General features: G+C 72.1%; 21 protein-coding genes. 12 read left to right on the top strand and 9 right to left on the bottom strand.

Annotated features, from left to right (window positions below; all coding sequences use genetic code 11):
- Positions 1–226: 226 nt before the first annotated feature.
- Together OG622_RS43650 and OG622_RS43645 are read left to right on the top strand one after the other, a co-directional pair.
- The gene (locus OG622_RS43650) at positions 227–2,326 is read left to right on the top strand and encodes a zinc ribbon domain-containing protein (protein ID WP_371582462.1); all 2,100 of its coding nucleotides are present in this window, start codon (positions 227–229) and stop codon (positions 2,324–2,326) included.
- A 554-nt stretch (positions 2,327–2,880) separates the two neighbouring features.
- On the top strand, positions 2,881–3,642 hold the full coding sequence (locus OG622_RS43645; RefSeq protein ID WP_371582460.1) for a tetratricopeptide repeat protein: 762 nt from the start codon (positions 2,881–2,883) through the stop codon (positions 3,640–3,642).
- 193 nt (positions 3,643–3,835) lie between these two features.
- On the opposite strand, the gene OG622_RS43640 is transcribed toward OG622_RS43645, so the two are convergent.
- Complete coding sequence (locus tag OG622_RS43640) at positions 3,836–4,777, bottom strand: peptidoglycan-binding protein (protein WP_371582459.1); 942 nt, start codon at positions 4,775–4,777, stop codon at positions 3,836–3,838.
- 279 nt (positions 4,778–5,056) lie between these two features.
- Here OG622_RS43640 and OG622_RS43635 point away from each other — a divergent pair, with 279 nt between their 5' ends.
- Positions 5,057–6,394: an RICIN domain-containing protein gene (locus OG622_RS43635; RefSeq protein ID WP_371582457.1), complete on the top strand. Its 1,338-nt coding sequence runs from the start codon at positions 5,057–5,059 to the stop codon at positions 6,392–6,394.
- Here the strand turns inward: OG622_RS43635 and OG622_RS43630 are convergent.
- The 5 genes from OG622_RS43630 to OG622_RS43610 are packed head-to-tail and all read right to left on the bottom strand — an operon-like array spanning position 6,338 to position 11,697.
- Entirely contained in the window at positions 6,338–6,727 is a 390-nt protein-coding gene (locus tag OG622_RS43630) for a hypothetical protein (RefSeq protein ID WP_371582455.1), read from the bottom strand. The two genes, OG622_RS43635 and OG622_RS43630, sit on opposite strands and share 57 nt — an antisense overlap.
- A 48-nt stretch (positions 6,728–6,775) precedes the next feature.
- Entirely contained in the window at positions 6,776–8,032 is a 1,257-nt protein-coding gene (locus OG622_RS43625; RefSeq protein WP_371582454.1) for an XdhC family protein, read from the bottom strand.
- Complete coding sequence (locus OG622_RS43620; RefSeq protein ID WP_371582452.1) at positions 8,025–10,145, bottom strand: xanthine dehydrogenase family protein molybdopterin-binding subunit; 2,121 nt, start codon at positions 10,143–10,145, stop codon at positions 8,025–8,027. The genes OG622_RS43625 and OG622_RS43620 overlap by 8 nt, the downstream gene beginning before the upstream one ends.
- A complete protein-coding gene (locus OG622_RS43615; RefSeq protein ID WP_371582450.1) occupies positions 10,142–11,134 on the bottom strand; it encodes a xanthine dehydrogenase family protein subunit M in 993 nt (330 codons plus the stop codon). The genes OG622_RS43620 and OG622_RS43615 overlap by 4 nt, the downstream gene beginning before the upstream one ends.
- Entirely contained in the window at positions 11,131–11,697 is a 567-nt protein-coding gene (locus OG622_RS43610; protein ID WP_371582448.1) for a (2Fe-2S)-binding protein, read from the bottom strand. Before OG622_RS43610 ends, OG622_RS43615 begins: the two co-directional genes overlap by 4 nt.
- A gap of 213 nt (positions 11,698–11,910) precedes the next feature.
- Here OG622_RS43610 and OG622_RS43605 point away from each other — a divergent pair, with 213 nt between their 5' ends.
- Positions 11,911–12,492: a TetR/AcrR family transcriptional regulator gene (locus OG622_RS43605; RefSeq protein ID WP_371582447.1), complete on the top strand. Its 582-nt coding sequence runs from the start codon at positions 11,911–11,913 to the stop codon at positions 12,490–12,492.
- A 213-nt stretch (positions 12,493–12,705) separates the two neighbouring features.
- Here OG622_RS43605 and OG622_RS43600 read toward each other — a convergent pair whose 3' ends face one another.
- Both OG622_RS43600 and OG622_RS43595 read right to left on the bottom strand, forming a co-directional pair.
- The gene (locus OG622_RS43600) at positions 12,706–13,899 is read right to left on the bottom strand and encodes a right-handed parallel beta-helix repeat-containing protein (RefSeq protein ID WP_371582446.1); all 1,194 of its coding nucleotides are present in this window, start codon (positions 13,897–13,899) and stop codon (positions 12,706–12,708) included.
- Between the two features lie 358 nt (positions 13,900–14,257).
- Positions 14,258–14,428 carry a hypothetical protein gene (locus OG622_RS43595; protein WP_371582445.1) on the bottom strand — a complete coding sequence of 57 codons (171 nt, stop codon included), beginning with the start codon at positions 14,426–14,428 and terminating at the stop codon, positions 14,258–14,260.
- Between the two features lie 40 nt (positions 14,429–14,468).
- On the opposite strand from OG622_RS43595, the gene OG622_RS43590 reads away from it, so the two are divergent.
- Positions 14,469–15,578, top strand: coding sequence for a GDSL-type esterase/lipase family protein (locus OG622_RS43590; protein WP_371582443.1), 1,110 nt, complete (start codon positions 14,469–14,471; stop codon positions 15,576–15,578).
- A 73-nt stretch (positions 15,579–15,651) separates the two neighbouring features.
- Positions 15,652–17,301 (top strand): cellulase family glycosylhydrolase, encoded by a 1,650-nt coding sequence (locus OG622_RS43585; protein ID WP_371582441.1) that lies wholly within the window; start codon positions 15,652–15,654, stop codon positions 17,299–17,301.
- 29 nt (positions 17,302–17,330) lie between these two features.
- On the opposite strand, the gene OG622_RS43580 is transcribed toward OG622_RS43585, so the two are convergent.
- Complete coding sequence (locus tag OG622_RS43580) at positions 17,331–18,812, bottom strand: MFS transporter (protein ID WP_371582440.1); 1,482 nt, start codon at positions 18,810–18,812, stop codon at positions 17,331–17,333.
- Positions 18,813–19,112: 300 nt separating this feature from the next.
- On the opposite strand from OG622_RS43580, the gene OG622_RS43575 reads away from it, so the two are divergent.
- From OG622_RS43575 to OG622_RS43550, 6 genes are all read left to right on the top strand, one after another.
- Positions 19,113–20,621, top strand: a complete 1,509-nt coding sequence (locus OG622_RS43575; RefSeq protein ID WP_371582439.1) for a hypothetical protein — start codon at positions 19,113–19,115, stop codon at positions 20,619–20,621.
- Between the two features lie 102 nt (positions 20,622–20,723).
- Positions 20,724–22,028, top strand: coding sequence for an AAA family ATPase (locus tag OG622_RS43570; protein WP_371582437.1), 1,305 nt, complete (start codon positions 20,724–20,726; stop codon positions 22,026–22,028).
- A gap of 8 nt (positions 22,029–22,036) precedes the next feature.
- The gene (locus OG622_RS43565) at positions 22,037–23,332 is read left to right on the top strand and encodes a VWA-like domain-containing protein (protein ID WP_371584408.1); all 1,296 of its coding nucleotides are present in this window, start codon (positions 22,037–22,039) and stop codon (positions 23,330–23,332) included.
- 179 nt (positions 23,333–23,511) lie between these two features.
- A complete protein-coding gene (locus OG622_RS43560; protein ID WP_371582436.1) occupies positions 23,512–24,768 on the top strand; it encodes an ATP-grasp domain-containing protein in 1,257 nt (418 codons plus the stop codon).
- Complete coding sequence (locus OG622_RS43555; protein ID WP_371582434.1) at positions 24,765–25,643, top strand: hypothetical protein; 879 nt, start codon at positions 24,765–24,767, stop codon at positions 25,641–25,643. Before OG622_RS43560 ends, OG622_RS43555 begins: the two co-directional genes overlap by 4 nt.
- Positions 25,640–26,728 carry a PLP-dependent cysteine synthase family protein gene (locus OG622_RS43550; RefSeq protein WP_371582431.1) on the top strand — a complete coding sequence of 363 codons (1,089 nt, stop codon included), beginning with the start codon at positions 25,640–25,642 and terminating at the stop codon, positions 26,726–26,728. The genes OG622_RS43555 and OG622_RS43550 overlap by 4 nt, the downstream gene beginning before the upstream one ends.
- Positions 26,729–26,919 lie beyond the last annotated feature (191 nt).

Here is a 26,919-nt window from a genome sequence, read left to right as displayed (position 1 = left end):
CCCGGAATCGCCGCCTCGGTGTTCCGGGCGCAGGGTCTTCAACTGTTGGCGATTTTGCTGCGTTTTCCTGCATGAATCGGGCGTGGTTGCCTGGGTGCGTGTCTTTGTGCGGGAGTCGGTCGTTAGGCCGATCGGGTGCTGGTGTGTGCCCGGTTCGGGGCCGTGGAGGGGGGTGGTGGGTGTGGGCCGGTTGGTGGCGACGGCCACGTGCACCGCCTTTCGTGCTGTGGTCGAGGGCAGTGGCGAGCAGGTGGGTCAGCGGCTGCTGTGGGAGCGGGTGTCCTTCCTGGCCTCCTTGTGCCGGGAACTGACCGGCCGTCTGGTGGCCTCCCGGTGGGACGAGGGTTCGCTGGACGTACTGGCCGCCGGCCTCGACGGGCGGGGCGAGGATCTGCCGTCCAAGGGCTGGATGGCCATGCGCCGCCTGCACTGGGCGGGGGATGCCGCGCCCGCCGAGGGGGTGTATGTCTCGGACCGGGTGCGCCGGGCGGCCCAGGAGTACGCGGCACGCATGCTGCGCCTGGCCCTGCACCGGCGCACCATCGTGGCCGCGATCCTCACGGCCTGGCCCGCCGACCCCGTTCGGCGCACCGGGGCGGAGTGGGCCGCGCTGCGGGCGCTGCTGCCGACCGGGGTCAGCAGTGCGGAGATCCGCAACCGCACCCACCAGGTGCGCGCCCATCTGGCCGGGCACGGGAAGCTGCCCGCCGGACTGTGCGAGCTGGAGGAGCCGCCCCGGATCGCGGCGCAGGTGCTGCTGGCGGCGATGGACCGCCAGCAGGTCACCCTTCAGCGCCTGGACGAGGCCACGGCCCGGCTGCGGGTGAAACTCCCGCTGTGCGCGGCCCCGGCCTCGGGGCGGGAGTGGGCCTGGCATGTGATCGACCTGCGGCTGCCGGGCACCGTCGGTCCGGACGCGGTCCTGCACACCCCCACCCTGCGCCCCACCGGCAGTGGGCGGATCGCGGTGGACCTGCCGCACACGCGCCCCGTCTCGGCCGCCAGGGCGTCCGGGCACACCGTGGCGGCGGGTTTCGACTGGGGGGTGAACACCCTGCTCACCGGCACCCTGGGCCGTCTGACCGGGCGTGGCGGGGCGGCGCGGGTGATCACCGACGGCCGCCCCCTGCTCTTCGCCGCCACCGCGATCAGTGCGAAACTGCACCGGCTGCGCGGCCACCGCGAACACCTCGCCGCCAAACGCGACCACTACCAGGCGCTGGCCGACGGGCTCGGCGCCCCGCACCTGGCCTGGGCCGGCCTCCTGGACAAGGCCGCGGTGCTGCAGAGCGAGCATGAGCGGGTGTGCGCCCGCATCCGGAAGCTGAACGACGCGCTGGCGTGGTCGGCGGCCCGCTGGGCCGTCGACCAGGCCGCCGCGCTCGGCGCCACCGTCATCTACCTCGAAGACCTCGCCACCCTGGAGGCGCGCGGCCGCAGGCGCGGCAACGCCCGCCTGTCCGGGCAGGTCCGCGGCACCGTCGCCGAGGCGATGCGGCACCTGGCCGCGAAGGCGGGCATCGCGGTGGTCACCGTCCCCGCCCGGGGCACCTCCGCCCGCTGTCCCGGCTGCCTCGGCCCGCTGGGTCACCACCCCGCCCCCGACCGGCTCGGTGAGCGCGGCTGGACATGGGCCCACTGCACCCGCTGCCACCTGTCCATGGACCGCGACCACGCCGCCGCCCGCCGCATCGTCTCGCGCGGCCTGCTCGCCCAGAGCCACACCGTCACCGACCGCGCCACCCACGCCCGCACCATCCGCACCACCATCGAGGGCACCGTGGCCCAGGTGCGCCGGCCGAAGAAGACCACCCGCCGCCTGCGCCGCCAACGCCGCGCCGAGACGGCCCCGCCCCGCCCGGCCGGACCGAAGACCACTGCGGGCAAGGGACACCCCACCCCCAGCAGGCCCGCCGGCCCTCGCGGCCGAGACACCCGGCGCGCCGCCGCAGCCCCGGGCCAGAAGACTTCCCGCCGTACGCCCGATGTGCGTACGGTCCCCGCCACCACCCCTACCACGGGGGCGGTCCAGCGTCCGGCGGGGCATGACACCACGACACCAGCCGCCACACCCGGGCCGGTGCCAGGTCATGGAGTACCCGCACCCCACCGGACCGAAGAAGACCCTCTTCGGTCCGGCCGGGTGCGGCTCTCACGCGGAACCTGTCGACGGCGCACCCGCGCCGCCGAGCGGACCGGCTTCCACCACCTGCACGCCACCGAAGTCCATCCCCTCACCCCAAGGTTCGGACCACCGGACGGCAACCGCACACGGCCACGCCGCGCCCGAAAAGCCTGGAAACCACAGGCACACACAGAGTTCTAGAGACGCTGGAACGAGGAGGGGTGACGGACAGTGGGCGCCGGCAGAAGGGCGCGTGGTCATGCCCTCGCTCAAGCATCTCTTCCGGGAGACCGGCCGCGTCGCGTGGTCGTGGCCACCGGCCGGAGCGCGTCGGGGGCGGCGCATTGCCCGGCTGCTCAAGGCCGCGCTCAGTGCCAACGCGGCCTTCCTGCCGATCGCCGCCGCGCTGATCGCGCTCGCCGTGACGGGCGTGGTCCACGACCTGTCCGGGAAGTGGCCCCTGGCGGAGTGGGTCGCGCTCGTCCTGGCGGTGGTTCTGGTGCTGCTGGCGGTCAGCCGACGCGGTTCGCGCCCCGTCCGGATCCTCTCGTTCAAGAACCTGGTCGCCGGGGACGACGTCGGCGAGCTGGACAAGGTCGCGGCGGGCTTCGCCGAGTTGCTGCACAGCGAGATCGCGGGACTGCCGGGGCGCGTCGAAGCTGGCGCCGCTCTACGCGTATCCCCGCTTCACCCTGGCGCGGCTGTACCGCGACCACCGGGCCCAGTACGACCTCGCCGAGCAGACGCTGTTGCGGTTGATCGAGCTCCTGCCGGCCGGGGAGCAACGGGACCTGGCCCGTCTCGAACTGGCCGTCACCCATCGCGGGCAGGCGGAGACCTCGCAGGGCGACGAGCGCACGGGGCTCCTGGAGCGGACTCGGGAGGAGTTGGTCGACGCCACGCGGGAGGCCTCACTGAGCGCGGACCTGGAGGCCCGGATGCACGAGGAACTGGCCAACGTCCTCGATCTGCTGGGCCGTTCCGATGACGCGATCGTGGCCCTGCGCTCGATCGGCGGCACTGCCCGGCAGTCGGGCGCCGGTCGGCACCACGAGTGGATCGCCCATCTGATCGCCGGGCGTGAGCAGCCGTGGGAGGTGGAGCAGGAGCTTCTCGAGGCCCAGGACGCCTGCGCGGCCCGGCTGACCGCGTTCCGCGGCACGGACGAGGAACCTCCGCTGCGGGCCGCGCTGATCACCCTCACCGCACGGCTCGCCATGTTCTACGCGGAGCAGGGCATCCGGCTCGACGAGGCGCGCCTGTTGGCGGAGGGCGCCCTGCAGAGTGCGCGCCGGGTGCTGGAGCCGAGCCGGATGGCCGTGTGTGAGGACGCCTGCGGCTGGGTCGCCTTCCGGCAGGGGCGCCTCGACGAAGCCGTCGACCTTCTCCAGGACGCGGTCGAGCACTCCGGCGGCCACGCCCAGCAGTGGGCTCACCTGGCCCGGGCCCTCGAAACCCGCGACGACCCCGAGGGTGTCGAGCACGCCCGCGACATCTGGCAGCAGATCACCGAGTAGTTCCCCCACAGCGGCACGGCCGAGCAGGCACGACGCCACCTCGACCTGCTGGCGCACGGCTGAGCCACCGTGTCGGAACCTGGCCGACGAGGTCGCTCGCCGCCGTCCCGGCCGTACGGCACGCGCCACCGCCGCCCGTTCGGCGGGCGGGTCCGGCGGGCGCGTCGCGGGAGCGTCCGCGTCGCGACCGGGGTCACGGCTCCGACGTCTCGGCTTCGAGCGAGGCGCGCGTCGCCTCGCCGTAGACGCCCGAGTCGTCCTCGATGAGGACGCGGGTCAGCTGGTAGCCGCGGACCGCGCTCTGGACCTCGCCGTCGTAGGCGCCGTCGGCGTCGCCGTCGTAGAAGCCGATCTGGCGCAGGCGGAGCTGGAGTTCGGTGACCTCGGCCCCCTGGGCGCCGAGGCCGAGGACGGGAGGCCGCCCGGCCGACCGGGTCGGCGCGGGGGCCGCCGTGGCCGTGGCGTGGCTGTCGGACGGCGTCATGGTCGGGGTGCCGGAGCCGGTGGGGGTGGCCCGGCTCTCGGTCGGGGTCGCCTCCGGTGAGGTGGTCGCGCTCTCGGACGGGGAGGCCGTGGCTGCCACCGTAGGGGACGGGGTCTTTGACGGCGCCGATGCCTCCGTCCCGGCCGCCGCTTCCGGGAGGCCGGCCCTGATGTCGTCCGGGCCCGAACCGCCCCGCGAGGGAGCCTGGTACGAGAAGAGCCCTCCGATGATGCCCACCGTCACCAGGGCAGCCGCCGCGACGGCGCCCACCCCTGCGGCCAGCGCCGCCCGGCGCCGCCGTCGGCCGCCCTGGGCACGGTCGGCGGAAAGCTCTTGGTCGAAGGAAAGGTCAACGGTCGGCGTGTGGTGCGGCTCGACAGGGGGCTCTGCCGGTGTGTCGCCGTCTTCCGGGTCACCCTGCTGCGGCGGGCCTTCATCGGCCTCCGAGGCGGCCACCGGCTCGCTGTCGTCACCGACCTTCACGAACGGCCTGATGCGTACGGGGTCGAAGTCCTCCGCGGCCTCTGCCTGCGCCGTACGGATGTCCCGGTGAGCTTCCGAGGCGAGGCGGCCGCAGGAACAGGCCGGAGTGCCATCCGTCGCCCGGGGCATGCCGCACTGCGGACAGACAGAGACGGTCGGTTCACTCACGCGTGGTCTCTCTTCGAGCGGATTCCAGAGTTTAAACAGATCTTCTCCACAGAATCCCCAAAACTTGCTTGAATCTCAAACTTGTCTCGGCCAAGTCTCCTTCGGCTACGACGAGTTCGCGCTCACGATGTCTTCATGTGACGGGGCTGGCGCGCGACCCGGTGCCAGGTGTGTCATGCCTCTGACATCAACCCGGCGTGCCGGAGTGGAAGGAACCCCGTGAGTCTGTCCCGTCCAAGTCCCCGTCCCCGTCCCCGTTCGCGCCCTCGCGCCCGTGCCTTGTGCACGGTCGCCGCGCTCGCCCTGGGCGTGCCCATCGCGTTCTCGGGCCCCGCCGCCGCGGCGGTCCCCACGTACGCGGTCTATCTGCAGAACTCCGTCACCGGTCTCAACGCGGCGGACAGCGGCGGAACGGTCGCCGCACACAACCCCAGGGGCAACGAGGACCACCAGCAGTGGACGCCGGTCGCCGTCAGCGGCGGCCACCAGTTGCGGAACGCCGACGAGTCGGGCATCTGCCTCGGGCGCGGCGGCACCTCGGCGGTGACCGCGGCCTGCGGCGCGGACGGCACCACGTGGACGATCACCGAAGCCGCGAACAGCACGTACACGATCGGCGTGCCCGGCACCTCGCAGTACCTGACGGGCGCCTCCTCCGACTCCTCCCTCGTGCAGATCGGGTCGAGCGGCGACCACGCCCGCTGGCACCTGACGCCGGTCACCTATGCCACGACGGCCATGCCGTCCACCGACACCCGCACCCTCGACCAGGTCTCGTTCCTCACCTCGCACAACGCCTTCGCCAACGGTGTGGACGGCAACTTCGCCTCGTTCCCCGTCAGTCTCTTCCCCAACCAGTCGCGCGGTGTGAGCCAGCAACTCACGGACGGTGTAAGGGGGTTCATGCTGGACGCGTACACCGTGTCGGGGCAGGCGGTGCTCTGTCACAACAGCTGTGACGGAGTCGGCAGTCCGGTTCCACTGGCCACCGACCTGCGGCGCATGGTCGACTTCCTCAAGGCGAACCCGGGTCAGTTCGCCACCGTCTTCCTGGAGGACTACACCGCCTCCGACGTACTGAAGTCGTCGCTGGCCTCCGTCAGCGGTCTGTCCGACGTGCTGTACCGGCCCGACCAGGAGGGCGTGGCGACGAGCGGCTGGCCGACGATGGCGGACCTCGCCGCCTGGGGCAAGCAGTTGCTGATCTTCAGTGACCGCACGCGCGCGAGCGACGTCTCCGCCGGCTACGCCGCCCGGAACACCTTCGGGGTGATGTACCAGCGCGAGTGGACCGTGGAGAACTACTGGTCCATGGGCGGCGGGCTCGGTGACTCCGACTGGTCCTGCTACAGCCGCTGGGGCACGAGCAGACCGCTCACCACGGACTCGGCCGCGTTCCACCCGCTGTTCGTCATGAACCACTTCCGTGACTACACGATCAGCGGCACGGCCGAGACGGACAACGCCAAGCTGGGCAACCGCGCGCAGAACTTCTGCACCCCGGCCGCGCGCAAGAAGCCCAACTACCTCGCCGTGGACCGCTACGAGCTGGGCTCGCCGTCACCGCTCACGACCGTGGGGAACCTCAACGCGTACGTCCTCGCCGCGGGTCAGTAGCCGTCGTACCGGCAGACGGCCGTCAAGCAGCGAACGGCCGTTCAGCGGCGAACGGCCCTCCGTCGGCCGTCGCCGTGCCAAATGCGCACCCATCCTGCGGGGCGCCGTGTGTATGCCCCGCAGGACGGGCAGCTGGCTCCGGGACAGCCGCGCCCGCTCCCCGCCGCCCGTCATCAGGGCGTTGACCGACGCCATCGGGTCACCGCCGGCCGACCGCGCCACCAACGCCCCGACCACCAGCGGCAGCAGCACCACCGCGAGGGCCGAACCGGTGGCGGTGGCCGTGGCGGTGACATTGCGGAGGGAGCGCGGGCGCGAGGGGTGCGTGTCCATGAGGACAGTGCACCAGCGGGCCTGGGTGCGGGGCATCGGACCACATACTCAGTTGCCCCGGCTGACGTACTCAGGCCGCCGCCACGGCCCCCGCTCCCCCGCCTCGCGGTGGATCGGCGTCCCCGAACCGGTCAGCGGTACGCCCGTGCCGCCACGCCGGGCCGCGACGATCTCCGCCGCGATGGACAGGGCGGTCTCCTCGGGCGTACGGGCGCCGAGGTCGAGCCCGATCGGGGACCTGAGCCGCGCCAACTCCCTTTCGGTGAGCCCGACTTCACGCAGCCGCCGGTCACGGTCGGCGTGGGTGCGGCGGGAGCCCATCGCCCCCACGAACGCGACCGGCATCCGCAGGGCCGTCGTCAGCAGCGGGATGTCGAACTTGGCGTCGTGGGTGAGCACGCACAGGACCGTACGGCTGTCCGTCCCGGTGCTGCGGAGATAGCGGTGCGGCCAGTCCACCACGAGATCGTCGGCCTCGGGGAAGCGGGCCCGGGTGGCGAAGACCGGCCGGGCGTCGCACACGGTGACGTGGTAGCCGAGGAACTTGCCCGCGCGGACCAGCGCCGCCGCGAAGTCGATCGCCCCGAACACGATCATGCGGGGCGGCGGCACCCGCGTCTCCACGAGGAGGGTGAGGCCGCCGGGGCAGTGCGATCCTCCCCCAGACTCCGTCCGGGGGGACCCCCATCTCGCTCCGCTCGCCGAGAGCTCGATCGTGCCCGTGCGTCCGCCGTCCAGCATGGCCCGGGTCTCGGCGACGGCCGCCCGGTCCAGACCGGGGTGCCCGCCGAGACCGCCTTCGTACGCACCGTCACGCACCCTCCCGTCGTAGGCCCCGCCGTGGTGCGAATCGTCGTGCGACCCGGCGGCGCGTACGAGCAGGGCGTGCCCGAGGAGGTCGGCCGGGCCCCGCACGACGCGGGCGACGGCGGTCGGTTCGCCCTTGGCGGCGGCCGAGAGCGCGGCGTGCAGCAGCGCCCGGTCCGGCGACCCGGCGGTGACGGGGGTGACCAGGATGTCGATGACGCCGCCGCAGGTCAGGCCGACGGCGAAGGCGTCCTCGTCGCTGTAGCCGAAGCGCTGGAGGACGGTCTCGCCGTCCGTCAACGCCTGTTGGCACAGCTCGTACACCGCGCCCTCGACACACCCGCCGGAGACCGAGCCGATGGCTGTGCCCCGGCTGTCGACGGCGAGGGCCGCGCCGGGCCCGCGCGGGGCGCTGCCGCTCACCGCGACGACGGTGGCGACGGCGAAGTCGCGGCCGTCCTGCGCCCACTCGGTCAGCTCGGTGGCCAGGTCAAGCATCCCGGCCCGCCATGAGAACGCGGTCGGGCCGGATCGGCAGATGGCGGTGACGTACGCCGGTGGCGTGCCAGACGGCGTTGGCGACGGCCGCCGCCGCGCCCACGATGCCGATCTCGCCGATGCCCTTGATGCCGACGGGGTCGTCGGGGTCGGGGTCGTCCACCCAGTCCGCCTCGACGGCGGGCACGTCGGCGTGCGCGGCCACGTGGTAGCCGGCGAGGTCGGCGCCGTAGTGGCCGCCGGACGCCCGGTCGCGTACCGCCTCCTCGTGGAGGGCCATGGAGATGCCCCAGATCATGCCGCCTACGAGCTGGTTGCGGGCGGTGAGCGGGTTGACGATCTTTCCCGCCGCGAAGACGCCGAGCATGCGGCGCACGCGTACCTCGCCGGTGGCGGGGTCCACGGCGACCTCGGCGAACTGGGCGCCGTAGGAGTGGCGTTCCTTCTGGGCGAGGGCGCCGATGGCGGCGGTGGTGTCGGAGCGGACGGTGATGCCCTCCGGTGGGACGCCGGCGCCGAGCGCGAGCCGCTCCCGCAGTTCGCCTGCCGCGAGGGTGACGGCCCAGGCCCAGGAGCGAGTGCCCATCGAGCCACCGGCGATCATGGCGGGTCCGAAGTCGCTGTCCCCGATCCGCACCCGGACCTGGTTCGGTGCGACTTCCAGCGCGTCGGCGGCGACCAGGGTGAGCGCGGTGCGGGCACCGGTGCCGATGTCCGCCGCGTTGATCCGCACGGTGAAGGTGCCGTCGGCCTCGGCCGTCACGGCGGCCGTGGACGGCGCGGCTCCCGCGCCGAAGGAGGCCGCCGCCGTGCCGGTGCCGAGCAGCCAGCGGCCGTCGCGGCGCACCCCGGGGCGCGGGTCACGGTCCGCCCAGCCGAACCTGCGGGCGCCTTCGCGGAAGCAGGCGTGCAGGTTGCGGCTGCCGAACGGCAACCCGGACACGGGGCCCCGCTCGGGCTCGTTGCGGGCCCGCAGCTCGATCGGGTCGATGCCCAGCTTCTCGGCGAGTTCGTCGAACGCCGACTCCAGCGCGAACGACCCCGGTGCCTCGCCGGGCGCGCGCATCCACGTCGGGGTCGGCACGTCGAGCCGTACGACCTTGTTTGCCGTGTGGTGGGCGTCGGCGGCGTACATCACACGGGCCGGGCCGGCGGCCGACTCGATGAACTCGTGGACGGTCGAGGTGAGGCTCTGGGAGCGGTGCTCCAGGGCGCGCAGCCGTCCGTCGGGGTCGGCGCCGAGCCGGACCCGCTGGCTGGTGGGGCTGCGGTAGCCGGCCAGGGAGAACATCTGGCGCCGGGTCATGACCACCCGCACGGGGCGCTGGAGGACGGTCGCGGCCATGACGGCGGCGACCTGGTGCGCGCGGACGCCCTTGCTGCCGAAGCCGCCGCCGACGTGCTCGGAGCGGACCCACACCGAGGCCGGGTCGAGGGAGAACAGGCTGGCGAGTTCACCGGCGACCCACATGGTGCCCTGGTTGGAGTCGAGGACTTCGAGCCGACCCCCCTCCCAGCGGACCGTCACGGCGTGCGGCTCCATCGGGTTGTGGTGTTCCTCGGGGGTGGAGTACTCGGCGTCCACGACGGCGGCGGAGGCGGCGAGTTCGGCGTCCAGGTCGCCCTTCTCGATCACCGCGGGGCCGAAGGCGTCCAGCGCGTACGCGTCCGGGTGACCGGCGGCGAACGCGATGTCGTGCGTCTCCTGTTCGTAGTGCACGACCAGCGCCTCGGCGGCCTCCCTGGCCTGCTCGGAGGTCTCGGCGACCACCAGCGCCACCGGCCAGCCCCTGTGGGGTACCCGGTCGTGCTGGAAGACGGCGGTGGTCGGGTCGGGTTTCATCCCCATGAGACCCGCGTAGTCGGTCGTGACGCGCGGGGCGTTCTCGTGGGTCAGGACCACGAGCACGCCCGGCATCCCGAGCGCGTCGGCGGTGTCGATCGCCCGGATCCGGCCGCGGGCCACGGTGGACAGCGCCAGCCAGCCGTGGACGAGTCCGGTGAAGGGGATCTCTCCGGCGTAGCGGGCGGCTCCGGTGACCTTGTCGCGGCCTTCGACCCGGGTGTGCGCGGTGCCGACGGCGTCCTGGTGTGCCGTGGGGGCGGTGGTCATCGGGTGGCCTCCTCGGTGAGTTCGGACAGGACGGCCACGACGAGGTTGCGCATCAGTGTCACCTTGTATCCGTTGTGCGGCAGCGGCTCGGCGGCGGCCAGTTCTGCGTCGGCGGCGGCCGCGAAGGTCTCGGCGTCGGCCGGTGCCCCGGTCAGCACGCGCTCCGCCGCGTAGGCCCGCCACGGCCGGGAGGCGACCGCCCCGAAGGCCAGCCGCACCTCGTGCACGACGCCGTCCCGGACGTCGAGCGCGGCGGCGATCGAGCCGATGGCGAAGGCGTACGAGGCGCGCTCGCGGACCTTGCGGTAGCGGGAGCGCGCGGCGACGGGGGCGGGCGGCAGGATGACGCCGGTGATGAGGGCGCCCGGCGGCAGGGCCGTCTCGATGTGCGGGGTGTCGCCCACCGGGAGGTAGAAGTCGGCGAGCGGCGATTCACCCGGCCCGTCGGCCGTTTCGTAGGTGACGACGGCGTCGAAGGCGGCCAGGGCCACACCCATGTCGGAGGGGTGGGTGGCCACGCAGTGCGCGGAGGCGCCCAGGACGGCGTGGTTGTGGTGCTCGCCCTCGATCGCGGGGCAGCCGCTGCCGGGGGTCCGCTTGTTGCAGGGCTGGGTGACGTCGGCGAAGTAGCCGCAGCGGGTGCGCTGCAGGAGGTTGCCGCCGACGGTGGCCATGTTGCGCAGCTGCCCGGAGGCGCCGGCCAGGACCGCCTGGGTCAGCGCCGGGTAGCGGCGGCGGACTTCGGGGTGGGCGGCGAGGTCGCTGTTGGTGACGGTCGCGCCGATCCGCAGTCCGCCGTCCCCGGTCGACTCGATACCGTCGAGGGGGAGTTCGCGGACGTCGACGAGGCGGGCGGGCCGCTCGACGCCGGTCTTCATCAGGTCGACGAGGTTGGTGCCGCCGCCGAGGAAGCGGGCCTCGGGGTCGGCGCCGAGCAGGGCGACCGCGCCGGAGACGTCGTACGCCCGCTGGTAGTCGAACTCCTTCACGCCACGGCCTCCTTGGTCTTCGCGGTGCTGTCGGCGGCGGCGCGGGCGACGGCCTCGACGATCGACACGTAGGCGCCGCAGCGGCACAGGTTGCCGCTCATCCGCTCCCGGATCTCCCCGGGCGTGAGCGGTGGCGGTCCCGCCTCGGGACGGACGTCGTCGGTGACGGCGCTGGGCCAGCCCGCCGCGTGCTCCTCGATGACCGCGATGGCCGAACAGATCTGGCCCGGGGTGCAGTAGCCGCACTGGAAGCCGTCGAGATCGAGGAACGCCTGCTGCACGGGGTTCAGTTCGTCCCCGTCGGCGACGCCCTCGATGGTGGTGATCTCGCGTCCCTCGGCGGCCACCGCCAGCTGCAGACAGGAGACGTTGCGGCGCCCGTCGACGAGGACGGTGCAGGCACCGCACTGCCCCTGGTCGCAGCCCTTCTTGGTGCCGGTCATGTCGAGTCGCTCACGCAGCGCGTCGAGCAGGGTGGTGCGGTGGTCGACGGAGAGCGTGTGCTTCTCGCCGTTGATGTTCAAGGTGATGGCGCTGTACGTCGAGGAGGTGGCTGGGGACATGATCAGCCTTCTTTCGCGTATCCGGGGCATGTCGAGATGACTCGCTCCGGCAGGCGGTCGAGTCGGTGATTGCGGGACAGCCGGGGTGTCCGCGCCGGTCGGGCCGGCGCTACGCTGAAGCAACCGGACAGCTGTCCTCTCCGGGAAAACCTAACGGACAGTTGTCCGCTTAACAAGGACGGGTTTCGGCCAGGGACCCGCGAGGAGGTCCGCGTGTGGCAGAAGAAGGGTGCCGCTCTGCGCTCGGACGCACAGCGGAACCGCGAGCGCATCCTGGCGGTCGCGCTGACCGAGTTGACGCGCTCCGCGGACGCGCCCCTGAGCAGGATCGCCAGGAAGGCGTGCGTCGGACAGGGCACGTTCTACCGCCACTTCCCCACCCGGGAGGCCCTCGTCCTGGAGGTCTACCGGCACGAGATGCGACAGGTCGCCGACTCCGCCGCCGAGTTGCTCGCCACCCGTGAACCGGACCGGGCGCTCCGCGAGTGGATGGACCGCCTCGCCCGGTTCGCCCTGACCAAGGCGGGCCTCGCGGACGCGATCCGCCAGGCCACCTGCGACCCCGACAGCCCCGACAAGCCGGGAAACGCACCGGTGTACGAAGCCGCCGAACTCCTGCTCCGCGCGGGCGAGAAGGCCGGGACCGTCCGCGCCGGAGTCACCGCCGACGACTTCTTCCTCGCGATCGCCGGCCTCTGGCAGATAGGCCCCCGGGACGACTGGCAGCCGCGCGCCACCCGCCTCCTCGACCTCGTCATGGACGGACTGCGCGCCGGGACACCGGAAGCGCGGTGAGCGCCGCCCGGCGGGGCCGGGCGGCGCATGAGCGGTACCGGCGGACGGCCCCCGTCAGAGCCGCGCCCCGACATCCGCGCGGTTCACGGGCCACAGGAAGGCCGAAGACAGAACGGACAGCCCACGCACCGGGACACCGGAACACCGAAAACGAACAGCGGGCGCCACCAGAACCATCAGGGCGGCCCACACACAACAGCCCGACGTCACCCCTCAGAGCCGCGCCCCGACATCCGCGCCGTTCGCGGGCCGCAGGAAGGTCGAGGTCGGGATGGAGCCGTCGGCCGCCCTGGCTCCGGTGATCGTGGTCGCGTCGGTGCTCGTGAAGGACCAGGTGCCGCCGAGGTTCCAGGAGTTGCCGCTCCCGCCGGAGTTCGAGCCCAGCGAGACATTCGTGCCGTTGGCCACCGCGAGGTTCTTCGTCAGCGTGCCGTCGGCGTCGGCGAAGTCGAACCCCGTGCCCTTGTTGCGCCATGCTGTGCAGCGCTCGGCCACCAGCGCGCCGGGGTTGGCGTTGTCGATGAACCCGCCCGCCGAGTTGTCCCACGCCACGCTGTTGCGCACGACATGCGCCGCGGGCAGGTCCGCGTCACCGCCGCCGCCGAGCTTGAAGCCGTTGCCGTCACCGGTGTAGTTCGGCAGGCTCCAGCGGTTGTAGCCGTTCCCGTACGCGCCGCTTCCCTCGATGGTCACCGGAGAGAGGAACTCCCAGAAGTCCAGCCCGTCGTCGGAGTTGTTCCACAGCCGGGCCCCACGCACCACGTTGCCCGTCCCGGAGCCTTCCTTGATCGCCAGGCCGTCGGCGCTCTCGCCGTTCTTGCGCGGGTCCCGGTTGCCGTAGCTGTCCAGATTGATGAACTGGTTGGCGCTCGACGCGCCCTGGATGTGCACGCCGGACTCGTAGTTGTTCCGCGTGACCAGCCGCTCGAAGACATTGCCACTGGTGTCCACGCCGAAGATCCCGTACGGCCCGTTGGCGATCTCCAGCCCGCTCAGCCGCCAGTACTCCCCCTCGATGTGGATCGCGCCCCGCTGGGCCCGGGGGATGCTGGAGCCGACCGCGCCGGGCGTGTAGGGCATCCCCTCGCCGTCGATGACGACGCGCTCGCCGTTGTAGTTGCCCAGCCTGATGGGCTGACTCGCCGTACCGCTCTTGAGCAACTGGATGTTCGTGGTCGGCGCATATGTCCCGCCCCGGATCAGGATCGAGTCGCCCGCCTGCGCCAGGTCCACGGCCCGCTGGATGGTGCGCAGCGGAGCCGCCAGTGTGCCGGCGTTGCTGTCGCTGCCGCCGGTCGCCACGTAGAGGCTGCCGGCGGCGTGCGCGGCGGGGGCGGACAGGGCGAGGAGGCCGCCGGCCAGGACGCTCAACAGGCTTACGCACGCGGTGAATCGCTGTGGACGCATGGTTCGTCTCCCGGACATCCGAAGGGGAAAGCGCTTTCCAACACCGGAAGCTAGGGCCGTTGTCCCGAGCACGTCAATATCCATGCAAGTGATCGCTGTTCTCATTCTTGAACATGAGGGTCGCAGTCGTAGACCCCGGGCGGTCAGCCGGCGTCGACGACCCGGCACTGACGACCCTGTGTCGACGATCCGGAGTCGACGACCCGTGTTGACGACCCGTGTTGGCGACCCGATGTCGATTGATGTTGGGCTCTACCTTGTGGTGGCGGCCGCGTCACCGCCGCCGGCCGCGCCGACCACAGATCGTCACCGGCCGATACCACCGGGAGCACACCGCGTTCCGGCAGGGCGGCTGTGGTCAATCGCCAGGGTCCGTGCCGTCGCTCGACGCACCGGGTTCGAGGGGCAGGGCATCGATGTCGACGCCCGCGTCGGCCGCCAGGTCGAGGGGTGCGGGGGCGAAAGAAGGGGCGCGCAAAGATGCGCGCAGCCATCTTGACGTGTGAATGACAACGATGGCAAGTTGCATCTGGGAGCGCTCCCATCTCTCACCCAGGGAAGGGACCACCATGCGCAACACCCGACATTCCCCCGTACGGCACCTACCGCTTCTCGGCCTCCTGGCCGCCCTGCTCCTGTCCATCGGACTGACCCTCGCGCCGCCCGCGGCGGCGGCCGACACGGCGGCGACCCCCGCGCGCGTCATGCCGCTCGGCGACTCGATCACCGGCTCGCCCGGCTGCTGGCGGGCGGTGCTGTGGAACCGGCTGCGCACCGCCGGCTACACGGACATCGACTTCGTCGGCACGCTCGGCACGCAGGGCTGCGGGCAGGAGCACGACGGCGACAACGAGGGCCACGGCGGCGAGTTGGTGACCAACGTCGCCGACCAGAACCTGCTGCCCGCCCGGCTGGCCGCGACACTTCCAGACATCGTTGTCATGCACTTCGGCACCAACGACGTGTGGAGCAGCATCGCCCCCGACCGCATTCTCGCCGCGTACACCAAGCTGGTCGGGCAGATGCGGGCCTCCAACCCGGACATGCGGATCCTCGTCGCGCAGCTCATCCCCATGAACCCCGGCAGCTGCTCGGGCTGCGCGCAGCGGGTCGTCGACTTCAACGCGCGGATCCCGGACTGGGCCCGGGCGACGAGCACCGGCGACTCGCCCGTGACCGTGGTCGACCAGTGGACGGGGTTCAGCACGGCGACCGACACGAACGACGGAGTGCATCCGAACGCCGCGGGCGACGACAAGATCGCCGCTCGTTGGTACCCGGCGCTGAGTTCGGTTCTGGACGCGTGGGTGCCTGGTGATCCGGGCGACCCCGGCGATCCGGGTGGCGGTCAGCCCGCGTGTGGTGCGGTCTTCCGGGCCACCAACGTCTGGCAGGGCGGCTACCAGGGCGAGGTGACGGTGACGAACACCTCCGCGTCCACCGTCTCGGGCTGGACCGTGACCGTCGTACCGGCCGGCGGGGCCCGTCTCACCCAGGTCTGGAACGGGACCTCGACCACAGCGACCGACGGCACGGCCACGGTCACCAACGCCTCGTGGAACGGCACGCTCGCACCGGGCGCGAGCGCCACGTTCGGGTTCGTCGCCACGACCTCCGCCACGGCCGGGACGCCGTCGGCGACGGTCGGTTGCACGGCGAGGGCTGCCGCCTCCTCGTAACGACCGAGGCGCTGTCCCCTGCTCCTCCCCTCCCCCTCTCCCCTCTCCCCTCTCCCCTCTCCCTGGAGCCGCCATGAGATCCCGTACGCGCACGCCGGCCCTCCTCCGCCCACCGCGCACGGCCGCACTCGCCGCGGCCCTCCTCGGTCTGCTCCTGCCCCTGTTCGTCTTCGGCGCGCCGGCGCACGCGGCGCCCACCGGTTTCCGTGTCGAGAACGGCCGGCTCCTGGAGCGCTCCGGCAACGACTTCGTGATGCGCGGCGTGAACCACGCCCACACCTGGTATCCGAACCAGATCGGCTCGCTCGCCCACATCAAGGCCAAGGGCGCCAACACCGTGCGCGTCGTCCTGGCCAGCGGCGACCGGTGGACCCGCAACGACACCACCGATGTGGCGAACGTCGTGGCGCAGTGCAAGCGGAACCGGCTCATCTGTGTCCTGGAGGTGCACGACACCACGGGTTACGGCGAGCAGAGCGGGGCGGTCACGCTCTCGCGGGCCGCCGACTACTGGATCAGTGTGCAGAGTGCGCTGACGGGTCAGGAGGACCACGTCATCGTCAACATCGGCAACGAGCCGTACGGCAACAACAACTACGCGGGCTGGACGGCCGACACCAAGGCGGCGATCCAGAAGCTGCGCACCGCCGGATTCGACCACACGATCATGGTCGACGCTCCCAACTGGGGCCAGGACTGGGCGTTCACCATGCGCGACAACGCGGCCTCCGTCTTCGCCGCCGACCCGGACGCCAACACGGTCTTCTCCATCCACATGTACGGCGTCTTCGACACGGCGGCGGAGGTCAGCGACTACCTCAACCGGTTCGTGGCGGCGAAACTCCCCATCGTGGTGGGTGAGTTCGGCCACGACCATTCGGACGGCAACCCCGACGAGGACGCCATCCTCGCCACCGCGCAGCGACTCGGCCTCGGTTATCTCGGCTGGTCCTGGAGCGGCAACGGCGGCGGTGTGGAGTACCTGGACATGGTCACGAACTTCGACCCGAACCAGCTGACCAGTTGGGGACAGCGCCTCTTCAACGGCGCGAACGGCATCGCCGCCACGTCCAAGGAGGCCGCGATCTACTCCTCCTCCGGCGGCGACACCACTCCCCCGACGGCTCCCGGAACCCCGACCGCCTCCGCGGCGACCTCCTCGTCCGCCACCCTGACCTGGACCGCCGCCACCGACGCGACCGGCGTCACGGGCTACGACGTGGTCCGCGTCAACGGCACCACCGAGACCGCCGCGACCACCACGACAAGCACCTCCGCCACCCTCACGGGCCTGACTCCCGCCACCTCGTACACCTTCGCCGTCTACGCGCGCGACGCGGCCGGCAACCGCTCGGCGCGCTCGGGAACGGTGACCGTCACGACCGCCTCCGGCGGTTCCACGGCGTCCTGTGCTCTCGGCTACCGGGTGACGGGCGAGTGGTCCGGCGGTTTCCAGGGCGAGATCGTCATCCGCAACACCGGCACCTCGGCGGTCAACGGGTGGACCCTCCGCTGGACCTTCCCCGACAGTCAGCGCGTCTCCAGCCTGTGGGGCGGCACGGCGGCCCAGTCCGGCGCTGCCGTCACCGTCACCGCCGCCTCCTACACCGCGAACATCCCCGCGGCGGGCTCGGTCACCCTCGGCTTCACGGCGACACGCGGCACCACGAACCCCGCTCCGACCACGTTCACGCTCAACGGGGCGGCCTGCACGTCGACTTGACCCCTCGGCCCTTGAATCCCCTTGGATCCTCAGCCCGGCCCCGGCCCCACCCCGCCCTTCAGCCGCTCCAGATCGGAGGGCCTGACCTGGATGGCCAGTACGGCGATCAGGGCGGCGACGACGGTGAAGATCGCGGCCATGACGAAGGCGGCCGAGACGCCCGCGGTGAGCACCTCGTACGACCAGGGTGGCGGAAGCTGCCCGGTCTGTTCGAACCGCAGGCGCTCGGCCGGGGTCGCCTGGGACAGGAAGTCCGGGATCTGCTTCTCCGCCTCGTTGGTGCTGGCCGTGCCGTACATCGTGACGAGGATGGAGAGGCCGAGCGAACCGCCGACCTGCTGGGTGGCGTTGAGGAGTCCGGAGGCCGCGCCGGTCTCGGGGGTCGGGACGTCGGAGAGCGCCATCAGGGTCAGTGAGACGAACTCCATGCCCATGCCGAGGCTGAAGACGAGCATGGGGCCGAGGACGCTGCCGGCGTAGGTGGAGTGGACGTCGGTCAGGGTCAGCCAGGCGAGGCCGGCCGCGGCCAGGATCGCACCCACCACCATGAACGGTTTGGGCCCGTACGTGGGCAGGAACTTCGAGGCCAGTCCGGCGCCTACCGCGATGACCGCACTGACCGGCAGGAAGGCGAGCCCGGCCTGCAGCGGGCTGAAGCCGAGCACGTTCTGCACGAAGAGCGTCAGGAAGAAGAACATGCCGAAGATGGCGGCGGCGAGGCACAGCATGATTCCGTAGGTGCCCGCCCGGTTCCGGTCGCGGAACATGTGCAGCGGGGTGATCGGCTGCTTCGAACGCCGCTCGACCAGGATGAACAGGGCGAGAAAGGCGATGGCCCCGGCGAACGAGGCCAGCGTGAGAGCGTCCCGCCAGCCTTCCTGCGCGGCCCGGATGAAGCCGTACACCAAGAGCACCATGCCCACGGTGGAGGTCAGCGCGCCGGTGATGTCGAAGTGCCCCGGGTGGCGTTCGGACTCCTTGATCCAGCGCGGCGTCGCCAGCACGATCAGCAGGCCGATCGGCACGTTGACGAACAGCACCCACCGCCAGTTCAGCCACTCCACGAGAATGCCGCCCGCGAGCAGCCCGATCGCGCCGCCGCCCGCCGAGACCGCCGCGAACACCCCGAACGCCCGGTTGCGCTCCGGTCCTTCACGGAACGTCGTACTGATCAGCGCGAGGGACGTCGGGGACGCGATGGCGCCGCCGACACCCTGGAGGGCGCGGGCGCCGAGGAGTTGGCCCGCGTTCTGGGCGAAGCCGCCGAGGAGCGAGGCCAGCACGAAGAGCAGCACACCGAAGACGAAGACCCGCCGCCGGCCGAGGATGTCCCCGGCCCGCCCGCCCAGCAGCAACAGCCCGCCGAAGGTCAGCGTGTACGCGTTGACCACCCAGGCCAGGCTCGTCGTGGAGAAGTCCAGCGACCGCTGGATGTCCGGCAGCGCGATGTTCACGATGGTGATGTCCAGCACCACCATCAACTGACACGACGCGATCACGAACAACGCCATCGCACTCCCGCCACCACCTGTTTCCCGGGTGGTGGTGCGCGCTGGGGAACTCGGCTGAGGATTGCTCATGGCGTATCGCGAAGGCAGGGTTCGGTGAACGGTTCCGTCCACCGCCGCGTTCACTGTTCGACCGTACGCCGGTGCCCTGGGGGCCACCACTTGGGCGCCGGTGTCGCCGGTGTGCACGCGCACCCGATCGAAAAACAGGTGTGGGATCGGCGCGGGTGGCGTTATGGTCACCGCGATGACTACACACTCCCTCGGCAGAATGGGGGTCCCGTCCGCGCAAGGTGAGTGCTGATGCTCACTCGTGTCGCGAACGGGGATTCCCGCCTTTCCTTCTGGTTGCGCGTGCGCGAGTTCGCCGTGCCACCCCCCATGATCGAGACTGCGACCGCCCGCCGTGCCGTCGGCGACTGGGCCGGGGCATGTGCCGCCGCAGGCATCGACATCGACCTCGACATACGTTCCCTGGCGAGCGTTCACGGCCAGGAGCTGGCGGCCCGGGTCCGGGCCGACCTCCGGCACCTGGCTCCGGACCTGCTGCGCTGGCACATGCCGAGAATCGCTCCCGACGGGCTCCTGCGTCCGGGCCTGACCATCACGCTGGCCCGGTATCACGCGGCGGGGCGTCACGGCCCGAACCCCGTGCACCTGGTGGCCCGGACTCCGCCCGCCTGGGCGGACGCCGGGCAGCGGATCGGCCTCGCGCTGTGGGACGGGTCCCGCTCCGGGGTCGGAGCCCGCGGTCATCCGCATCCGCGCCCCAGCCGTCGGTACCGGCTCGATCTGCACCGCCATCTCTGGGACGCACGGAGGGTGGGTGAGCTGCGGGTTCGTTCCGGAGCCGAGCGGCCCCCGGGCCCCCGGCCGCCGGGACGGGACACGTGGGTGGGGCCGGCGCCGGAGCGCGATTGTGCCATCGAACGGTGGGCGGACGAGGCGGCGATCGTGCTGCGCGCCGAGGGGCGGTCCGCCGGGACGGTTCTCATACGGTGCGGCGCCCGAGGCCGATTCCTCATGGACCTGGACATGGACATGGACCCGAACCTGGACCTGGACTCGGACCTGGCGGACCTGGGACCGAGCCGGGGCTCAAACGCGGAGACCCTCACGGCTCTCGGCTACGGCAACGGCAACGGCAACGGCAACGGCAACAGGGCATCCGCCCAGCGGATCACGGCCGTATCCGGCGACGACGGTGCTCTCGGTTCGCTGCCGGTCCTGCCCGACGCCGCGACCTGGGTGCTGCCCGATCTGGAGCTGGTCCGAGCCGGTGCGATCGACGTCGAGCGGCTGCATCCGCTGGTCGCGTCGGCGCTGGTACCGGGTCAGGTGCGGTCGGCCCCGCCCGAGGCTCCGGACCTCGCGGGGCGACCACGGATCGTGGAGTGCCGGGGAGAGCGGCACCGGATCGGCCTGGTGGACGGGGCACTGGTCGCACTGGACCATGACCCGGCCGAGCTCCGGCGGGAGGAGCTGCTGGTCGAACTGACCGGTACTCCCCTCCCCTGCCTACGGGCCATCGACGAGGCGCATCGTCGCCCGGACTGTCTTTCCGGCGTGCGTGAACGTCTGGACCACGGGGACATCGCCGGTGCGCTGGCCGTCGTCGAAGGGCTCCTCGGCCCCGAGGCGGTGCTGCGCGACGGCGCTCTGCGCGACGAGCTGGAGTCGGCCGCGCAAGGGCGGATCGCCTACGGCCTGTACCGGGCCGGCCTCGCCGATCCCGGCCGGGGCCGGGTCAGCGCCAACGTCGGCCGCCGCCCTCCCCGCCACCGACGCCCCCGCGTCGCGACCTTCTTCTGACCAAGGATCTCGGCCTGGGACCAAGGATTTTGACCTGGGACCTGGGACCTGGCACCTGGCACCCACTGGCCTTCAGCCCACTACACACCAAGGTGATCAAACATGCCCACATGCACCCCGTTCGCCATGCCCATCTCCCTCTCCAACGCCGATGCCGGCGCCGTTGCTAACGCTGACGCCGGCGCCGACCTCGACCCCACCTCCCAACTCGACATCGCGGGCGACCTGTTGACCCTGCTGCGCACCACGACCACCGAACCGCGCCCGGACACCCAGCTGGAGGCACTGACCCTGGCCGTCGCCGCGGACCTGCCCGTACTGCTGTGGGGTGAGCCGGGGATCGGGAAGACCGCGGCGCTGACACAGCTCGCGGCCGCCCTGGATCTGCCGCTGACGACCGTGATCGCCAGCGTGCACGAGCCGTCCGACTTCTCGGGGCTGCCGATCGTGGGAGACGACCCGGCCGAGCAGGGTGTGCCGATGGCCCCGCCGGACTGGGCGGTGCGGCTGGTGCGGGCGGGCCGGGGCCTGTTGTTCCTGGACGAGCTGTCGACGGCGCCGCCCGCCGTCCAGGCCGCGCTGCTGCGGCTGGTGCTGGAGCGCAGGATCGGCTCGCTCCAACTGCCGCCCGGCGTACGGATCGTGGCCGCCGCCAACCCCCGGTCCTCGGCCGCCGACGGCTGGGAGCTGAGCCCGCCGCTGGCCAACCGGTTCGTGCACCTGCAGTGGACGCACGACCACGAGGTCGTCGTACGGGGTCTTGGTGGGACCTGGCCGCGGGCCACCCTGCCGCGGCTCGCGCCGGAACGGCTGTCGGAGGCGGTGGACTTCGCCCGGCGCGCGGTGTGCGCGCTGTTGGCCGCGCGGCCCAAGCTCGTGCACCAGCTGCCCAACAGCGAGAGCCGCCGGGGCGGGGCATGGCCGTCGCCCCGCAGCTGGGAGATGACGTTGCGTCTGATCGCCTTCGCTACGGCCTCCGGAGTCTCGCGCGATGTGCTCTCCCTGCTGGTCAGGGGCACCGTGGGCGACGGTCCGGGGCTGGAACTGCTGGCCGGTCTGGACCGGCTGGACCTCCCGGATCCGGAAACGCTGCTCGCCGACCCGGCGGGGGCGGACCTGCCCCAGCGGGGGGACCTGCGGCAGGCGGTGCTCGACGGCGTGGTCGCGGCGGTCCGGGCGCGGCCGGAGAGGGACCGCTGGAACGCGGCGTGGGCGCTGCTGGTCCGGGCGCTGGAGACCGGGGCCCCGGATCTGGTGGTCGTCCCCGCGACCACGCTCGCCTCACTGCGCCGCGACGACTGGGACGTTCCGGCGGCGATCGAGAACCTCGCCGGAGTGGTGACACTGTCGAGGCGGGCGGACGAGGCGGCGGCCCGCGCCAAGAGGGCGACGGGGGCCCGCCGATGAGCGGCGACATGGGTACGCGGGTGCGCACCGACACGGGTGCGGAGGGGAGTTCCGATGCTAGCCCCGGCGCGGCGGGCACGCGGGCCCTCGACCTCGACAAGCTCTTCGCCGCCCGGCTGCAGGCGGCGCGGGCCCGGCCCTATCTGGCGACGGCGTTGTTCGCGCTGCACACCGTCGAGTCCCGGCAGGTGCCCACCATGGGTGTGGACCGGTACTGGCGGTGCTACGTCTCCCCGGACTTCGTGGACCGTACGCCGGTGGAGGAGCTGGCCGGGGTATGGGTGCACGAGGTGTCGCATCTGCTGCGGGACCATCACGGGCGCAGCGACCGGTTCGCCAAGGAGCGTGGGCTGACCGGTCCTGGGGAGCGGCTGCGGATGAACATCGCCGCCGACTGCGAGATCAACGACGACGCGTTCGGCGACGGACTGGTCAAGCCCGAGGGGGTCGTCGATCCGGCGTTCCTGCGGCTGCCCGAGGGACAGCTGATGGAGAGCTATCTGCTCCAGTTCCAACTGGGCGCGTGGACAACGGAGTTCGCCTGGCTGGACTGCGGCAGTGGTGCCGACGGCCTGGAACGGGAGTGGGAGCTGGGGCCGGACGGGGCGCACGGCCTGAGCGAGCAGGAACGGGACGCGGTCCGGTTCCGGGTGGCGCAGGGCATCACCGGCCGCCCGGGGTCCGCGCCCGAGGGCTGGAAGCGCTGGGCGGAGGAGGCGTTCCATCCGCCGCAGCCGTGGCGGGCGTTGCTGGGCGCGGCGGTCCGGTCGGCGGCCTCCGCGCCCGGCGCGGGTGAGGACTACAGCTACGGCCGGCCGTCGCGGCGCTCGGCCGGCGTGCCGGGCACCGTGCTGCCGAGTCTGCGGCGCCGGCCGCCCCATGTCTCCGTGATCATCGACACCTCCGGGTCGGTGAGTGACACGGAGCTGGGCAGCGCGCTTCTGGAGGTCGCGGCGATCTCCCGCGCCGTGGGCGGCCGACGGGACCTCGTCACCGTCGTCCCGTGCGACGCGGCGGCCCGGATCGCCCACCCGCTGTGCAAGGCCGAGGGCATCCCCCTGCTGGGCGGCGGTGGTACGAACCTGCGTGCCGGCTTCGCCAAGGCGCTCCGCAGCCACCCCAGGCCCGACGTCATCGTGGTGCTCACCGACGGACAGACCCCCTGGCCCGGCTCCCGGCCGCCGTGCCGGACGGTGGTCGGCCTGTTCCCCCGCCATCACCGACGTACCTCGTGGGACGAGGACGACCCCGACTACGTACCGGACTCGCCGCCCGACTGGGCCCGTGTGGTCCAGATCGGATGAGCTCCGGCCCGCCTCGACCCTGACCGGCGTCACCCCTGTCGTCCCGCACCACAACGACCCCACCCCATGACAATGAAAACGGTTATCGATAAGGTGAGCATGTCAAGCAGGGCGCCCCCTTTGTCGGGGCGTCGTCGGGCTGCCCTGACGCCTGTACGCACCGCATGAAAAGGGGAGCTGTGGCTCATCTGTTGGTGGTCGAGAGCTGGGTCGGATCGATGAGCAGACTGCTGCCACGGGCCATCCGGGAGGGCGGCCACGAGTTCACGTTCCTCACCCGCGACCTGCACCACTATCTGCGCTCGGCCCCCGAGGGCACGGCCCATCCGCTGCTCGGCGCGCGGAACGTGGTCACGGCCGACACCAACGACCTCGCCACCCTCCTGCCGGAGGCGGAACGCCTGCACTCGGTGTTCGGCTTCGACGGCGTGATCTCGTCCTGCGACTACTACCTGCCGACGGTGGCCCGGCTCGCCGGCCACCTCGGACTCCCCGGGCCTGGCCCGGAGGCCGTGGCGAACGCCTGCCGCAAGGACGCCACCCGCCGCGTCCTCGCCGACGCCGACGTGCCCGGACCCCGTTTCGCCCTCCACGAGGAGTGGGCCGACCTCGCACGCGCGGCGCGGGAGATCGGCTATCCGCTGGTCGTCAAGCCCGTCGACCTGTGCGCGGGCATGTACGTACGGCGCGTGGACAACGAGGTCGAACTCGCCTCCGCCGTACGGTCGTTGGCCGACTTCCCGCTGAACGCGCGCGGGCAGCGACGGGTGCCCGCCGTCCTCCTCGAAGAGCTGCTGACCGGGCCCGAGGTGAGCGTCGAGACCGTGTCGTACGCGGGAGCCGTGCACGTCGTGGGCGTGACGGACAAGAGCATCGGCGGGGCGCCCGCGTTCATCGAGACCGGGCACATGTTCCCCGCCGCCCTGACCGGCGCCGACACCGACGCCGCCGAGCAGACCGCGCTGGGCGCCCTCAAGGCGCTCGGGCTGACCGACGGCGTCGTCGCCCACACCGAGATCAAGCTGACCCCCGCCGGTCCACGCGTGGTCGAGGTCAACCCCCGGCCCGCCGGGAACCGCATCACCGAACTGGTCCGGCATGTCACCGGCATCGACCTCGCCGCGGCCGCCGTGGAGGTCGCCCTCGGCCGCGAGCCCGATCTGCGGCGCCGGGAGACGGGGCTGCGCAGCGCAGCCGTCGGCTTCCTCGTACCGGAGACGTCGGGCACGCTCGAAGCACTGGACGGCGGTCGGATCGCCGACCTGGCGGGCGTGTTGGAGGTGCAGCTCGCCGAGCCGGGCCGGCAGGTCAGGTCGGCCGGCAGCAACAACGAGTATCTCGGCCATGTCATGGTGGGCGACCCGGCCGGGCCGGGCGCGCGCGGGCAGGTCGAGGCGCTGCTGGGCGAGTTGCGCGCCGGGCTGGTGATCCGGTGACCGCCGTCGCGCCGGTGGCCGACACGGCCGCCACGTTCGAGGAACTGCTGGAGCGTGCCCTCACAGGCGAACTCGGCCCGGATCCACAGACATTGCGTGTCGCTGTGGCGTTCGTGACGCGACAGGCGGTGCGGCACGACGGGCGGGGCACCGGCTATCGGAACGAGGTGCTCAGTCTGCGTCTCGCCGGTGCCGTGGGATCCTGCGCGGTCGAACCCGGTGCGCTGCCGGACGCGGCGATCGACGACTGTGCCGGCGCCGACGCCGCCCGGCTCCTGGCGCATCCGCTCCTCCCGGTGCGGGTGGCCGCGCTGGACGCCTATCTGATGCATGTCGGCCCGCACACCACGGAGAACGGGGCACGGCCCTTCCCCCTGCCGGCCGGTACGTCGCTGGAGAAGTCGCGGGCGCGGGCGCGGGCCGTCGTCGAACTGCTCGATCTGCCCGCAGGTGCCACGGTGCTTGTGGTCGGAGTCGTCAACTCCCTGCTGGAGGCGCTGCGTTCACGAGGCCTCCGCTCTGTGCCGTGCGATCTCAAGGGCGGGGTCACCGAGTGGGGTGAGGAGGTCGTCACCGATGCGCTCGGGGCGGCCGACCGCTGTGACGCGCTGCTGGTCTCCGGAATGACGTTGGGCAACGGCAGCTTCGAACCGTTGCGGCGGCACGCGCTGTCGTACGGCAAGCAGCTGGTGATGTTCGCGCAGACGGGCAGTGCGGTACTGCCCAGGTTCCTCGGTCACGGGGTGAGCGCGGTCTGCGCGGAGCCGTACCCCTTCTTCTGGCTGGACGCGGGGCCGGGCACGCTGCACCGCTACCGCCTGGACGGAACGGACGCCGGCCCGGGCTCCCGTCCGGAAGCGGGAGACGGCCGGTGACATCGTCGACCGTCCTCCGTGCGGTCGCCCGCCCGGAGTTGCTGTCCCTCGTCGGGCGGACGCCGCTGGCGCGCATCACCGCCGATCTCCCCGGTCCCCAGCCGGGGTTCTGGGCCAAACTGGAAGGGCTCGCCGCGGGCGGTATGAAGGCACGGGCCGCCGTGTCCATGTTGCTGGGCGCCCGGGAACGCGGTGAGCTGCTGCCCGGCGCACCCGTGGTGGAGTCGACGTCCGGCACCCTGGGCATCGGGCTGGCCTTCGCGGGGCAGGCACTGGGCCATCCCGTCGTGCTGGTCGGCGACAGTGAACTGGAGCCGTCCATGCGGCAGTTGCTGCGCTCCCACGGTGTGCGGCTGGAACTGGTGGACCGCCCGGCAGCCATGGGCGGCTGGCAGGCGGCCCGCCTGGCGCGGCTGCGGGAGCTGCTCGCCGTACTGCCGGGGGCGTACTGGCCCGACCAGTACAACAACCCCGACAACACGGCCGGTTACGCCTCGCTCGCCGCCGAACTCGCCGTTCAGCTGGACCATTTGGACATCCTGGTGTGCAGCGTCGGGACCGGCGGCCACAGTGCGGGCATCATCGGCCCGCTGCGGCGGCACTGGCCCGCACTGCGCCTCATCGGCGTCGACTCCACCGGCTCGACGATCTTCGGCCAGCCCGCCCGGCCGAGGCTGATGCGCGGCCTGGGCAGCAGCATCCACCCGCGCAACGTGGCCTACGACGCCTTCGACGAGGTGCACTGGGTGGGCCCGGCGGAGGCCGTCGACAGCTGTCGCCGCCTGGCGCGGGGCAGCTTCGTCAGCGGCGGCTGGAGCACCGGCGCGGTCGCGGTCGTCGCCGCCTGGGCGGCCCGCGTCCACCCGGGCGCCGTCGTCGCCACCGTCTTCCCGGACGGCCCGCACCGCTACCTCGGCAGCGTCTACGACGACGACTTCGCCACCGCCCACGGCATCGACCCCGCCTCCGCCGCCGTCCGGCCCGTCGAGATCCCCCATCCCGGCGCGGCCGAGGCCGTCGGCTGGGTCCGGTGCGGCAGGGTCCGCGACCCGCTCAAGGCTCCCCATCCGGAAGAGACACTTTGAATCCTCCCCCAGCTGAAGCAGGGGGATTCCTGGCTCACGCTGCCTGCGGGTCAGCGACCCAACAGGTCTTCCACGATCAACACCAGCCGGGTTGAAACCAGCCCGGTTTGATACGGCAAAGCTTGGAGGTGCATGTGCTGTCTTGGCTCTCGATCAGCACGGTGTACGCGCTTGGCTCTCGCAACGCACGG

This window comes from Streptomyces sp. NBC_01314 (assembly GCF_041435215.1).
Classification (GTDB): domain Bacteria; phylum Actinomycetota; class Actinomycetes; order Streptomycetales; family Streptomycetaceae; genus Streptomyces.
Note: the sequence above shows the minus strand (reverse complement) of the source record. Positions and strands in the feature narration are given on the sequence as shown.